Here is a 13,296-nt window from a genome sequence, read left to right as displayed (position 1 = left end):
CGCGCAGGGGATCAACCATTGCTGATCGTGCCGTCTCAGGCTAGGAGCGCAGTACACGGCCGACGAGCCAGCCAACGCGTCCATTCGTGGTACAGAAGGCTGTACCACGCTATTCTTGAGCGTTGATCAGGCGGAAATGGCGCGCGACCATCACTTGCTTCCCAGAGGAATTTAGTGAACTTGGTACGGAACCGTGCCCCATACCGCCTGCATCTGGAGTCGGCGGACCCTATTGTGACTGACAGCGCAACCTGTCTCTCAGTTGACAGGTTCCTTACTGTTTTGGACTCGTGAGCGGACTTTGTCGGACCGGCGTGTTTCGATGCTGGCCATGGTCCCGTCGTCGCGGGTGGGCAGGCTGGAGGAGCGCATGGGTCGCGAACGGTTCGAAGAGCTCGGGAGCTTACGAGTGTGGTGGGTGCCGGGCTGGTTGACGTTACCCAGAAGGCCGCGCGGTGCCAGCGGATGGGCCGCATGGGCGCTCCTGCCGCTCGCCCTGATCTGGCTTCTGCGTTTGCTGTGGAGCGCGTCGATCACCTACTGGTATCTGGCGTTGCCCGCGCTCGCAGTGATCGCGTTCGGTGCCGACCGCTACTGGCGGTCGCTGTGGGCCGCCGAGCTGGAACGCCGACAGAGGGTCACCTCCTACAGCCTGACATTCGACGAGATGCGGGACATGCATTGGCGTGACTTCGAGATCGCGATCGTGCACCTGATGCGCCGAGACGGGATCGCAGCGGAGCACACCGGCAAGGCCGGCGACTTCTCCGGTGACGTCATCGGCTACGACCCCGCCCTCGGCGAACGCTGGATGGTCCAGGTCAAGCACTACAACCCGAACAACAAGGTCAAGTCCGACGACGTCCAGAAGGTCGCCGGAGCCGCCTGGCACATCTACGAGGCCCGGCTGAAGCTCGTCGTCACCACCAGCGGGTACACCCGTGACGCCCTCGCCTTCTCCGCCAAGGCCCAGATCCACCTCATCGACAAGGCCGCCCTCATCCGCTGGGCCACCGACGGCGTCCACCTGCATGACGTCCTCGGCATCGCTGCGGACACCCACTACGGAGCCGCCAGCTGATCCGTACTGTGTCGGAGATGTGATCCGTCAGGCAGCGGCCTTGTTCCCCCTAGCGGTTGCGCCGACCAGCAGCGCAGTGGTCGGAAGGACGGGGGCAAGGGTTCCGCTTTCCGGCTGTGCGGCGCCGCGTTGGTTCACTAGGGCGGCGGACACTGGCTGGGAAGCACTACCCTCCCGGGCTTGTGCGCGCCGCGTATGAGTGTGCACGCTTCCGGACGGCCTGCACATGTGCGGACGGCCTGCACGGTGCGGACGGCGTCCACGGCGTGCGTGGCGCGGACGGCGTGCGTGGCGCGGACGGCCTGCACGGGCGCGGACGGGTGGGCACGGCCTGCACGGGTGCGGACGCGGCGGACTGCGTGCATGGCGCGGGCGGGGGCGTCAGCGAGGGACACCCGAAGGCACCCTTCCAGCCCCGGAATGCGGAGGGTGGCCGCGCTGATGTGGGACGTCAGTGACCGCGGCGCCTGCCTCGTCCGCGCGCCTGCACCCGGCACGGACGGTGCGCGCGGCACGGGCGCGGCGGATGGGTGTGGACACGGCGGACGCGTCCGAACGGCCGCGGACGGCGCGGCTAGCGCGGACGGCCTGCACGGACGCGCACTGCGTGAACGGCGCGGACGGTGTGCACGCTGCGAACGGGGGGCACGGGTGCGGACGGCCTGCACGGGCGCGGACGGCGTGCCCGGCGCGGACGGCGTACGCAGCGCGGACGGCGCGGACGGCGCGGGCGGGACGGGTTCAGCGGAGGGTGCGTAGGAGGGTGGCGACGATGCGGTCGAGCTTTGGCTCGTTGAAGGTCTCCGAGCCGATCAGGAGTGTCACGGCGTGGCGGCCGTCCTCTGTGACCGCGTTGCGGAGCTTGTGGCCGGACTCCATGGAGCCGCTGTGGCCCCAGGTGACGAAGCCGGGGGCGGTCTCGTAGCGCTCAAGGGCGAGGCCGTAGCGGCCGCCCTCGCCGTCGGGGACGGTCCGCTTCATCTCGGCGAGCTGCGCGGGGGCCAGCAGCTTGCCGGACCAGAGGGCCGTCCAGAAGGCGGTGACGTCGGGCCCGGTGGAGACCAGGGCGCCGGACGCGTCGGCGCCGGAGACGTTCCACTCTGTCCGGTCCGCCAGTTTGCCGTCGCGTTCGGCGTAGCCGCGGAGTTCGGGCTTGGGGAGGGTGGTGCGGTCACCGGGCCACGAGGTGTGGCGGAGGCCGAGTGGCGTGATGATGCGGCGCTTGAGCTCGGTGCCTATGCCGTGCCCGGTGACCTGGGCGACGATCAGGCTGATCACGTTGTAGTTGGTGTTGGAGTAGGAGAAGCCGGACGGGGCACGGTCGGGCGGCGGAAGTCTCAGAGCTTGTTCGACCGTCTCAAGGGGCGTGGAGTGGTCCCAGCGGTGATCGTCCTCGTCCTCCCAGCCCGGGCCGTCCATGTAGTCGGGCAGACCGCTGGTGTGCTGGAGCAGCCGCCGAATGGTGATCTTGCGGCCGTCGTACCGCTTGGTCCGGATCAGGCCCGGAAGGTGACGGTCGACCGTGTCGTCGAGCTTGAGCCTGCCCTCCCCCGCGAGCTGGAGCACGACCGTGGCGACCCAGGTCTTGGTGTTGCTGGCGATGCGGCCGTGCTCGTCACCGACGACCTTGCGGCCCGTGCGGAGGTCGGCGAGACCGACGCCGCTGTTCCGGACGCCGCAGTGGGGGCTCTTCGCCGTCACGGTGATACCGGTGGCACCGACGTGGCGCAGCCCTTCCAGCGCGGTTCGGATCGGATCGGTGTCGCACCGGGACGTCCCGGCCAGGGCGGACGGAACGGTCACCAGGGAGGTCATGACCACCAAGGCCGCGACGAAAGTCCTCCTGCGGCGCATGCTGTCTCCTTCTGCAGGGTGTGCGTCCAAGGCTCATGATCACCGTCGGGTGGCAGCGCCCGCCATCCCCCGACCGTCGGCCGTACCCCCGCCTGTCGGGGGGTGGAGTCGCACCCGACGGCCGTCGGGTGGGAGTCGCACCCGACGGCCGTCGGCGGAGGTCGCGGCCGTCGGCGTCGAGGGTGCCGTCCGGCAGCTCTGGTGTCTCCGGGGGCACGGGGTTTCAGAATCCCGTGACATAGCGCATCGCTTCGGTGACGCTTAGCTATAAGGCGTGTTGCTCCGAGGGACGCCACGTGGGTGCGGCCCCGGTGTCACGTCGCCCCTTCGGCGGGTGATGTGGAGGTGCGATGAAGCTGCGGCGGCTGGTCCTCTGGCGCGGACGGCGCGAACAGCGCGGACCACGCGAGCGGCGCGAACGGCGGTCGAGGACGGCGCCGCTGGGGCCGGAACTGAGCGGGCACACCTGGCACACCCGGGCCACCGAGCTGGCGGAGACCGGGATGCTCACCATGTCGCGGCAATTGCCCGCGCTGGTGGGGCAGGTGATGCGGTTGGGGTGGCGGGCCAACCGGGCTGACCTAGCCGTCACGGTCGCGTTCAATGTCATCGCCGGTGTCTTCACCGCGTTCGGGCTGCTGGCCACGACGGGTGTGCTGACGGCGTTGTTCTCGGCGGGGCCCACGCCCGACAAGGTGCGGGCCGCGGCGCCGCAGCTGCTGATGGTGGGGGCGGCGGTGACGATCCGTGCGGCGTGCGCGGCGGTCGCGCAGTGGGCGCAGGCGCGGTTGCGGCCCCAGGTCCAGCAGATCGTCGAACTCCGGCTGTACGAGGTCACCACCGCGGTCGAGCTGGCGGCCTTCGACGACGCCGGCTTCCAGGACGACCTGCACCGCGCGCGGCTGCGGGGCGCGGAGGCGGCTCCGCTGATGGTGGACCACACGGTGGACCTGCTCACCGCCGTGGTCGGGGTCGCCGCGGCCGCCGGTGCCTTGGGCGTGCTCCACCCGCTGCTCCTGCCGTTGCTGCTGCTCACCGCGCTTCCGGAGGCGTGGGCGGCGGTCGCGGCGGCCCGGCTGGGATACCTCACCCAGCTGAACCTGGTGGAGGTCCAGCGCCGCAGCTGGATCATGGCGGATCTGATGACCGAGCGGCTGCACGCGGCCGAGGTGCGCTCCTTCACGGTCCGCGGCTTCCTGCTGCGCCGGTACACCCAGCTCGCCGGTCACATCCGCGCCGTGTCGCTGGACCTGGCGTGGCGTCAGACCGTGACGCGGGTCTGCGGGGACGTCCTCAAGGGTGTCGCGATCGCCCTGATGTACGCGGCCCTGGGCACGTTGCTGTGGCGGGGCGTCATGCCGCTGGCCGTCGCCGGCACCGCCGTCCTGGCGATCCGCGCGGGGCAGACTTCGCTGGTCAACCTGATCTACTCGCTGAACCGCTGCTACGAGGACGGCTTGTACTTCAGCGACTACCTGGGCTACTGCCGGCGGGCGGAGGCGGGCGTGCGCCGGGCCCGCGACGGCCGGTCGTCCTGCACCGCGCCCGAGGCGCTGCGCCAGATCGAGACCTTGAAGCGGTTCCAGGAGATCAGCGCCGAGGAGGTCACTTTCACCTATCCGGGTGGTACGGCCCCCTCACTGCACGAGGTATCGGTACGGCTGCGGCGCGGCGAGATCGTCGCGCTCGTCGGGGAGAACGGATCGGGCAAGACCACGCTCGCGAAGGTCCTGGCCGGTCTCTACCTCCCGCAGCGGGGGCACGTCCGCTGGGACGACCTGTCGGTGAACGGCCTGGACCCCGAGGTCGTCCGGGGCGCCATCGCCGTCGTCGCCCAGGACCACACGCACTGGCCGATGACCGCGGCCGACAACATCACCATGGGGGACGACGTCGGGGTGCCGGCCGTGCGGCGCTCCGTGGATCAGGCGGTCGCCGCCGCGGGCGCCGACGAGGTGATCGCCGACCTGCCGTACGGGCTGGACACCCTCCTCGACAAGCGATTCCACGACGGGCTCGAACTGTCGGGCGGGCAATGGCAGCGGCTGGCGGCGGCGCGCGGCTTCTACCGGGACGCGCCGCTGCTGATCTGCGACGAGCCCACGGCCGCCCTCGACGCCCGCGCCGAGCACCACCTCTTCGACAAGATCCGCGCCCATGCCGCCCGCCGCGGCCGGACCGTCCTGCTGATCACCCACCGGCTCGCGAGCGTCCGGCACGCCGATCGCATCTACGTCCTGAGCGGCGGCCGCATCACCGAACACGGAACCCACGCGCAGCTCATGAGGAACGGCGGGCTGTACGCCGAGCTGTACGACCTCCAGGCGTCGGCCTACCGCCCGGCCGAGCGCACCGCCTCGGGCGGCGAGCACGGCCAACCGTGAACCGGCCTGTGGATCGGCCTGCTGTCAATGATCTCCGGAGTCTTTGCCGGTCGGCCGATGGCGACACTCGTCCAGCAATGGCTACCTTATGTAATTGCCCAGCTACAGCAAGGAAAGGAGTGGTCGTGTCATCTGAGCTCCCCGCCCCTCGTGAGGCGGACGGGATCGACACCGCCGGCCTGTTCGCCATGGCGCCCAGCAGCGACGAGGTGAACATCGCCGGAGCGGCGTGCCGCAACACCTGCGTCTCTGGCTGGACGCTCCGCTGCGACGGTTACACCCTGTGATACGGGGCGGACAGGTCCACGTACCGTGAAGCCCCGGGGCCGGAGCGGGCGGATCATCGCCTGCTCCGGCCCCTCTTCCTTGTGAGGTCACATGTCGCCAGGAATCCCCGGCCCGCCCGGTTCCGCGGACGGCCGCACTGAACACGAGGAGGAGACCGCCGGGCTGCTCGGTGATCTGCTGGAGGGCAGCGGCCGGGTGGTGACCCCGGGCGGCCTCTGGCTCGATGTGGACGATCCCGGCTTCCGGCCCCCTGATCAGGGATGGAAGCTGCATGTCTCCGCGCATCCCCTGTCGCTGGCCGAGACGCTGCGGCGCGCCGTCCCGGTGTTGACGGCGACGTCGTGCCGGTTCAAGGTCATCCGCTCTCGCGGGCATCTGGACGAGCTGAACTCCGTGCAGACGCCGCCGGGCTCGGTCGGCAAGGCCATCACCGTCTACCCGGCACCCGACCGGGTGACCGGCCTGGCACACGACCTGGCCGACGCGCTGACCGGCCTCTCCGGCCCGCGGATCAACAGCGACCGGCGGGTACGGGCGGACGCCCCCGTCTATTACCGCTACGGGCCGTTCCGCGCCCGCATGGAGTTCAACGACAACGGCGACCTGTACCTGTGCGTGACCGATCCCGACGGGCGGGCACATCCGGGCGTCGCCGGACCGGTGGTGTGGACGCCTCCATGGCTGGACGACCCGTTCGCCCCCAAGCCCCCGCAGGACGCCGCGGCCGCAGCAGCGCACGCCACCGCCCAGCCCGGTGGCGACGCGGCGGCCGCAGGTCAGGGCACCGTGCCGCAGCCGATCACGCTGGGCGGGCGGTATCCCGTCCAGGAGGCGATCACCATCAACGCCAAGGGCGGCGTCTACCGGGCCACCGACCCCGGGGGCGGCCGCACCGTGATCCTCAAGGAGGCGCTCGCCCACGTCAACCAGGACGACCAGGGCCGCGACGTGCGGACCTGGCTGAGCCACGAGCGCCATGTGCTGCACCTGCTGCGGTCCGTCGCCGGTGTGCCGAAGGTGATCGACCATTTCCGGCACGGCGCCGCCGACTACCTGGCGCTCACGGACGTGGGCGCGCACACCCTGCTGCGCGACGTGATCGACAACGGGCCGTTCCGGGGGGCGTGGGGGGTCGCCCCCCCACAAGACACAGTCCCGTTCACGACCGGACGCGACCGTCCGGCCCCCGACGGGGCGGGCCCCGACCGGGCGGACCCCGATCGTCCCGGACGTGACGCCGCCGGCCTGGCCGCCGCGCTGCTGTCGACGCTCGACGAGATCCACCGGCACGGGGTCATCGCCCGCGACCTGGCGCCCAAGAACGTGGTGATGGACGCCGACGGCCGTCCCCACCTGATCGACTTCCAGATCAGCCACGTCGAGGGCGCCGCCCTGCACGGCTGGACGCCGGGTTACAGCTCCCCCGAGCAGGAACAGCGGCGGCCCCCCTGTATCGAGGACGATTACTACTCGCTCGGCGCCACCCTCTTCTACGCCGTCACCGGCCTCGCCCCGGTCTGGCTGGCGGGCGACCCCCGCAATCACGACGTCGGCCGGGTCGCCGCCCTGCTCGACGGCCGGGACCGCACCGGCGTGATCGTCGGCCTGATGAGCCCCGACCCCGCCATGCGCCGCGCCGCGGCCCAACGGCTGCGCTCCGGTCACGTCACGCAACCCACGCCATCGCCTGCCCCCTCGACGGCATCGACGGCATCGCCGCGGCGGCCGATCGACCTACCCGCCATCACCGGCCACACCCTCGGCCAGGTCATCGTCCACGCCGAAACCCTGCTGACGGGCCGGGAGCGGTCGGCCGGCGGCTTCGCCAACCCCGCGGGCGCCTCCTACGGGGCCGCCGGAATCGGCATGGAGCTGCTGCACCACCTCGACCGTCCCGGCGTGGACGACCTGGTGCGCGCTCTGGCCTACTGGTCATGCGGGATGCTCACCCTCCAGCGTCCGCCCGCCTCCCTGATGATGGGCACCACCGGCACGGCGCTCTTCGTCGCGGCCACGGGCCGGGCCCTCGACGACGCCACCCTCCTCACCCTGGCCGACGGCATGCCCTCGCCCCCACCCCATCGCATCGAGCAGCACGACTTCATGCACGGGGTGACGGGCATCGGCCTCGGACGGCTGCACCTGTGGCACCTGACCGGCGGTGCCGCCCACCTCTCCGCCGCCGTCCGCTACGCCGGGCATCTCGTCGCCCGCGACCCGTCCGCCCTGGACGGCCGGGACGTCGACTACGACGACTGCACCGCCGTGTCCCGGACCCTCGGTCTCGCCCACGGACTGGCGGGAGCCACCCTCTTCCTGCACGCGCTGCACGCCGCCACCAACGACCCGTCCATCGAGGCGACGGCGCGCAAATACCTGTCCGTGCTCGGCCACCACCTGCCGGGGCTCCTTGAGGCGGCCCGGCGTCCCACCGCCCGGCCGATGCACGCCTCGTTCTGCCAGGGCCTGGCCGGAATCGGCGCGGTCCTGACCCGCGTCGCCACCCCCGCGGATCCGCAGCATCTGGACCTGGCCGGTCAAGCCGCCGCCGCCTGCCTGCGCCTGGCCCCGACGATGATCGTGGTGTCGCAGTGCTGCGGGCTGGCGGGCCTGGGCGAGTTCTACTTGGACCTGCACGACGTCACCGGCGACACCGCCTACCAGCACCACGCCACGACCGTCGCTGAGCACATCCTCGACCGCGCCGGCGGCACCCCGGACGCCCCCGTTCTCCCGGACCACTCCCAGCACGGCACGAGTGGTGGCTGGGCCACCGGAAGCAGCGGAGTCCTGTCCTTCCTACGACGCCTCCACGCCCCTCACGCCCCCCGCCTCTGGATCGACCCACCCGCCGTCCCGGCCACAGAACGGACCAGCTGAGACGTCTCGGCAACGGTAACGTCACCCAAGCAACTCCGGAACCAATCACTAGTCCGTTGATGAGCGCGGCAACCAAACGTCCAACAACAGATCGGGACTCACATCAACCACAATATTGCCGAAAAAGACCATAGCCACAAGGAAAGAAGATATGCGCGCCACATAGATCCGTGACCACAAGCGCCGCAAAGAACTCACCCGCTGCCCAACCGTAGGCCCCAGTGCGCCATACATCGTAAAAAATATCATGATCGAATGATCAAACAACCATGACACATCTTCGAAACAGATGATCTCGTTACAAAGAGGAATCAATCGTCATTTAGGCGCACGACCTGCTCACCGTCCATCAGGCGGACATCGGCAGCGCGGCCTTTAGCGTGATGATCGGCGCGAGCAATGCGTCTTTATACATTAGGGCTACTTGAACAGCCGAATACGCTTAGCCCCGCCGCAAAAGCAGAAATAATACGAGAAGTGAGGGTCTAGCACGATCACTTCATACAGAATGACTGCGACCCGACCGGCAAGTGGAGCCCCGTCACCTTTCGACCGAGGCCCGGTCAACTAGATTCGAGTGCAAGCGGGTAACCCAATCCCTCAACGGGGGGCCGCCGGTGATACGTTTTGTATCGACGAACATGTGTTCGCCGCACCTCAGACAGCAAGACGGCCGCATCGTTCATCCCGCCCACCCGCTGAGAGCCACCCACATACCACTCAACCAGGCCCCAAGGCAGCGACAAAGTCAGCTTTATCTATCGCACGGCGGCCATACTATCGCTCTCGGAGTATCGACCTTGCAGCGCGGCTACTGGCTAAGAATCAGGACACAGTCAGTGGATCAGCGGTTAGGTGTCGGAAGCGCGCTGGGCGAATCGGATCGCTGACGCATCTCCAGCGTCTTTAAGCCAATGTTGACCGGTATGGTCGGGTATGGGTCGGCACGACACCAAGGCATGCCCCTCGCAGCCGCCTGACCGCCCCGTCCCGCGAGTTCAATGCGGTCACCGTTGGCGACCGGCGTGCCGCAGGCCGGATCATGAAGTCATCATCGGTGCCATCTCAAACCGCCATGGCTATGAGATCGACTATGCGGGCAGAGGGCCCTGGCACCTCTGGAGGCACGGCGGAAGCAGATCGGCGGCAAGAGAAGGATCCCCGATGCTAACAGGCGTGTCCAAGCAACAACGCCTTCAAAACGTCGGAGCGGCCTTGACGTGACGCTCCGCTGCACGGTTCCCGTCCTGCACGAGCTCGTAGGCTAACTGTTGCGCGATCTCCAGTAAGTGCTCGTCTCCCTGTGCCTTCTCCTCCGCCGCCGGCCGATCATCCGGTTGGTCATCCCACATGTCGCGCCTGAACCAGTTCATAACCGTGTCCACCTGCACTCTTCCCTGTCGACGATGATCTTGGCGCGGGGACGGAAAGGTCCACACCATACTGCTAGGCGGCATGGACGACTCTGGACTGCACGAGCATTGCCTGAGGTGACCTCGACTCTCTCAGCGTATCCGAGTGCGTCCGGTCACACTAGATGTACGCATAAGAGCACGGAAAGTTCAATGATTCATGTTGATCACAATCAATTGATCAGACCAGAACCGGACTCATGCGCATCTTGAACTCACGCGTCGTTGGATGGGAGTCGCCCCAGACACGGCGCATGTCCGCCAGCAGGTCCTCGGCGATCTCTCGGACCTCGCTGATCCGCTCCTGTAGCAGCAAGGCCGAGCACAGCGACTGGCGCAGAAGCATGGCCACGGGAGCGTCCTGTTGTTGCTTGGGCACCCGCTGTAACGCATCACGGACCTCAGCCTCGGCCTCGGCTGCCCTCTTCCGGTCACCGTAAGCCAGCATGCACTGAGCGAGGGTGCGGCGAACAAAAAGAGTCTCAGGAGTGGCCATTGGCCACAAATGGCCACGAACACGCAGGATACATCGCAGCATCTGCTCAGCTTCCTCCGGGTGGTGGCGGAGAAGAACGGCACGGGCGAGAGTATGGGCTACCACCTGGGTATCAGAGATTCGAAACCCATCGATTCCCCGTTGGGCCCTAGCGGTGATGTCGCGCAGCAGGAGCTCGGCCTCTTCCCAACGATCTGGATCGTCCTGGTCGAGGATGGCACGGGCGAGCTTGTGGCGACTGGCCCATGTATCCGGGGCATCCGAACCCAGTGTGGCCTCCCGATCCGCGACGACACTGCGCATCTCTTCTTCGGCCGCTTCGGACTCTCCGATCTCGAGGAGCAACCGTCCCTTCTCATGACGCAGGGCGAGGATCTCTCGGTCGGTCGGAGCGAACTCGTACGACCGGCAGTTCTCGATGATCGCGGGCAGCAGGTTGTACAACGGACGAAGCAGCCCCCGCACGATCAGGTAGCGGCTGGTCGACCGCGCAAGCTCCAACGCCAACACCACTACACTCCGTCGCCATCTCCTGTTTCGGTGGCGCAACACGGCGCGAAGCACTTCCACGCAGTGAGGCGCAAGCAACCCCCAGATCTGCCAACTTCTCTCTAGATCTGCAGGATGATCCTTGAGAGCATTAAGCAGTAGTCTTATGTTCAGGCCGTAATAGTCATCTGCATTGTGGTGCACCTCTTGGCTCTCGCGCAGAACGCCGTGGGCAACGGCGTGCATGGACAGCACCTCGATCACCTGCGAACCGTCCACCGAAGAGAGGACGTCCCGATCGATTAAGCAGAGATCCTCCAATCTGCCGAGCGCCGCCTCCCTGCCCGCGTCGTGGAGATCGGGGAACAGCCGCGACAACGGCAGAGCCGGACCAGTAAACAGCAGTTTGTACGGAATCTGTGCGATATTCAGGCAGGCGAACAATCGCATCAGACGCGCCGCCTGCGGGCTGCCACGTTCGTCGATCAGATCCAGGGACATCTCGAAGACGTTACGCACGATCTTCCAGCCGAACGCCTCGCCCAGCGGGATGTCGGCGACGCCCGGGGGCTCGTTGAAGCGGTTCTCTAGCGCTCGGCGGTAGGACTCGAAATCGACGATCTTCAAGGAGCTGTCCACTCCCTCCGTGCCCCGGACCGACCGCAGGTAGTCAGCCGCGGCACGGAGCGCCAATGGCAGCCCGCCCAGTCGCTGGGCGAGTCTCCGGGCTTCCTCATTGGTGCCGCACTGGGGGCCCGCCCGCTCGATGAGCAGCGTCGCCCCGTGCGATTCAGGAAGCGGCTTTACCTCCCGCAGAGTGCTCCAAGCACCCCAGGTGGCCGGGCTGCGGTCCCTGGTGGTGACCACCACCATGCCACGGCCGCTTGTGGAGCGACGCAGCCACCCATCTCCATCGGCGACCGTGCCGCCCAGCCGCGAGAGAAGCTCCGGGTCGTCGACATTGTCGAACACGAGCAGCCATGGCTTCTCGTAAGCGTTCAGATGGGCCCAGACCAGGTCCGCGGTGTTACTTCCGTCACGCCAAGAGACCTCGATCTGGCTCCAAGAAGCACCTGCTTGCGCAGCGACAACACGCATGGCCAGATTGAACTGACTGGCATGAACCCACCAAACGTCCCGCCCTCCCCTTTGTGCCCAGTCAGCGAGTTCCAGGGCGATCCGGCTCTTACCGGAACCGGGCAGGCCGGCCAAGATCTGCGGCTCGGCTGGAACACCACCGCCAATGATTTCGGCGATCTGCTCGTCACGCCCCTGCAGATCAGCGTCCCGCTGGCCAAACGGCGGAGTGATCAATTCGTCGGAACCAGGCGCCGAAAGACCCGCGTGGCTGAGGGCCGATGGTGGAGCAGCACCACCACTAGACCTTTCGGGTGGCCCGTCAGGATGCTGCGGCTGACCCGACCGCACATGACCGGCCTCAGACGCCGTCGCAGCGACGTCTCTGGCCCTCTCAGCATTCACAGCAGCGAGCAAGACCCCTCGCAGGACACGATAAGACTGCTCGTCGGCGCTTGTTGGGCGCACGGACGAGAAATGATCTCCCGGGACATGGTGACGCGCCAGGAACACTGCAGTCGCATTATGCGGTGAAACGATGTTGTCGCTGACACCCGCAACCGCCGTAATCGGTATCGGGCATGTCGAGTCACTAACTTCCCGGGCGTTGAGAATGGCCCGCACGACGGTTGCCTGGATATCACCAAGCGCCTTGTTGAGTGGGCGCAGGGTCGACTCCTGTGGAGACCACAGGGGCCTGAACAGCCGAGACAGCGATCTGCGCATCGCCAGCATGTACTGCGAGCCGTCGTTGGGACAGCAGTACATGAGTAGGTGCTTGATACAGGCGAGCTTTCTGCCTTCCCCGGAACCGACCATCTGCGCCAGGAAACGCTGGGCGACCAAACCTCCTTGACTGTGAGCGACGAGAACGACAGGGGCGCTGGGGCTGACCTCGTTCAGGAAGAAGGTGCGCAGTAGGTGACCCAGATCTTCGAGTTCGGGGATCCTGCGGTCAGGCCGTCTGCGTACTTTCGGCGAAGGATAGTCGAAGGACGTCAGCAAGGTTACGGCACCGGCCAGATCTTCATCTTGTTCGATGAGACGAACGAAGTTCGGCCAGGTCTTCGTGGATGAAGAGAACACTCCGTGCACGAAGACGACTTGAACGGGTTCCGGCGCCACGACGGACTCCTTCAGCCGAATTTGTCAGTATTTATCAGCAATCCCCCCACACGGAAGGATCAATGATTGCACAACGGAGTTCCTAGTGCAAAGCACCCACCACAAGATCGTTAACTCGGGAGTAAGGTTTCCGTAGCGAAGAGGCAAGTTGTGTCACAACTATCGCCTAACGATCAAGGCCCATTCGACGGCACCGCCTATGATCGGCAA

The 13,296-nt window shown here is 67.2% G+C and carries 7 protein-coding genes; 4 read left to right on the top strand and 3 right to left on the bottom strand.

Annotated features, from left to right (window positions below):
- Window positions 1–430 precede the first annotated feature (430 nt).
- Window positions 431–1,081: a restriction endonuclease gene (locus AGRA3207_RS25240; protein WP_231329488.1), complete on the top strand. Its 651-nt coding sequence runs from the start codon at window positions 431–433 to the stop codon at window positions 1,079–1,081.
- Between the two features lie 741 nt (window positions 1,082–1,822).
- On the opposite strand, the gene AGRA3207_RS25235 is transcribed toward AGRA3207_RS25240, so the two are convergent.
- The gene (locus AGRA3207_RS25235; RefSeq protein ID WP_231329487.1) at window positions 1,823–2,935 is read right to left on the bottom strand and encodes a serine hydrolase domain-containing protein; all 1,113 of its coding nucleotides are present in this window, start codon (window positions 2,933–2,935) and stop codon (window positions 1,823–1,825) included.
- Between the two features lie 350 nt (window positions 2,936–3,285).
- Between AGRA3207_RS25235 and AGRA3207_RS25230 the strand changes: the two genes are divergently transcribed.
- The 3 genes from AGRA3207_RS25230 to lanL all read left to right on the top strand — a co-directional run bounded on the left by AGRA3207_RS25230 (window position 3,286) and on the right by lanL (window position 8,487).
- Window positions 3,286–5,319 (top strand): ABC transporter ATP-binding protein, encoded by a 2,034-nt coding sequence (locus tag AGRA3207_RS25230; RefSeq protein WP_231329486.1) that lies wholly within the window; start codon window positions 3,286–3,288, stop codon window positions 5,317–5,319.
- A 125-nt stretch (window positions 5,320–5,444) separates the two neighbouring features.
- A complete protein-coding gene (locus AGRA3207_RS25225; protein WP_231329485.1) occupies window positions 5,445–5,606 on the top strand; it encodes a cinnamycin family lantibiotic in 162 nt (53 codons plus the stop codon).
- Window positions 5,607–5,697: 91 nt separating this feature from the next.
- On the top strand, window positions 5,698–8,487 hold the full coding sequence (gene lanL / locus AGRA3207_RS25220; RefSeq protein WP_231329484.1) for a class IV lanthionine synthetase LanL: 2,790 nt from the start codon (window positions 5,698–5,700) through the stop codon (window positions 8,485–8,487).
- 1,196 nt (window positions 8,488–9,683) lie between these two features.
- On the opposite strand, the gene AGRA3207_RS25215 is transcribed toward lanL, so the two are convergent.
- Both AGRA3207_RS25215 and AGRA3207_RS25210 read right to left on the bottom strand, forming a co-directional pair.
- Entirely contained in the window at window positions 9,684–9,860 is a 177-nt protein-coding gene (locus tag AGRA3207_RS25215; protein WP_231329483.1) for a hypothetical protein, read from the bottom strand.
- Window positions 9,861–10,080: 220 nt separating this feature from the next.
- The gene (locus AGRA3207_RS25210) at window positions 10,081–13,086 is read right to left on the bottom strand and encodes an alpha/beta hydrolase (protein WP_231329482.1); all 3,006 of its coding nucleotides are present in this window, start codon (window positions 13,084–13,086) and stop codon (window positions 10,081–10,083) included.
- Window positions 13,087–13,296 lie beyond the last annotated feature (210 nt).

Source organism: Actinomadura graeca, assembly GCF_019175365.1.
GTDB lineage: Bacteria > Actinomycetota > Actinomycetes > Streptosporangiales > Streptosporangiaceae > Spirillospora > Spirillospora graeca.
The sequence above is the reverse complement of the archived record's forward strand: the minus strand, read 5'-3'. Positions and strand labels throughout refer to the sequence as shown.

Bases quoted from the DNA above. Each gene is read 5' to 3' on its own strand.
- AGRA3207_RS25230 (WP_231329486.1), top strand. From the start codon at position 3,286: ATGAAGCTGCGGCGGCTGGTCCTCTGGCGCGGACGGCGCGAACAGCGC.
- lanL (WP_231329484.1), top strand. From the start codon at position 5,698: ATGTCGCCAGGAATCCCCGGCCCGCCCGGTTCCGCGGACGGCCGCACT.
- AGRA3207_RS25235 (WP_231329487.1), bottom strand. From the start codon at position 2,935: ATGCGCCGCAGGAGGACTTTCGTCGCGGCCTTGGTGGTCATGACCTCC.
- AGRA3207_RS25215 (WP_231329483.1), bottom strand. From the start codon at position 9,860: ATGAACTGGTTCAGGCGCGACATGTGGGATGACCAACCGGATGATCGG.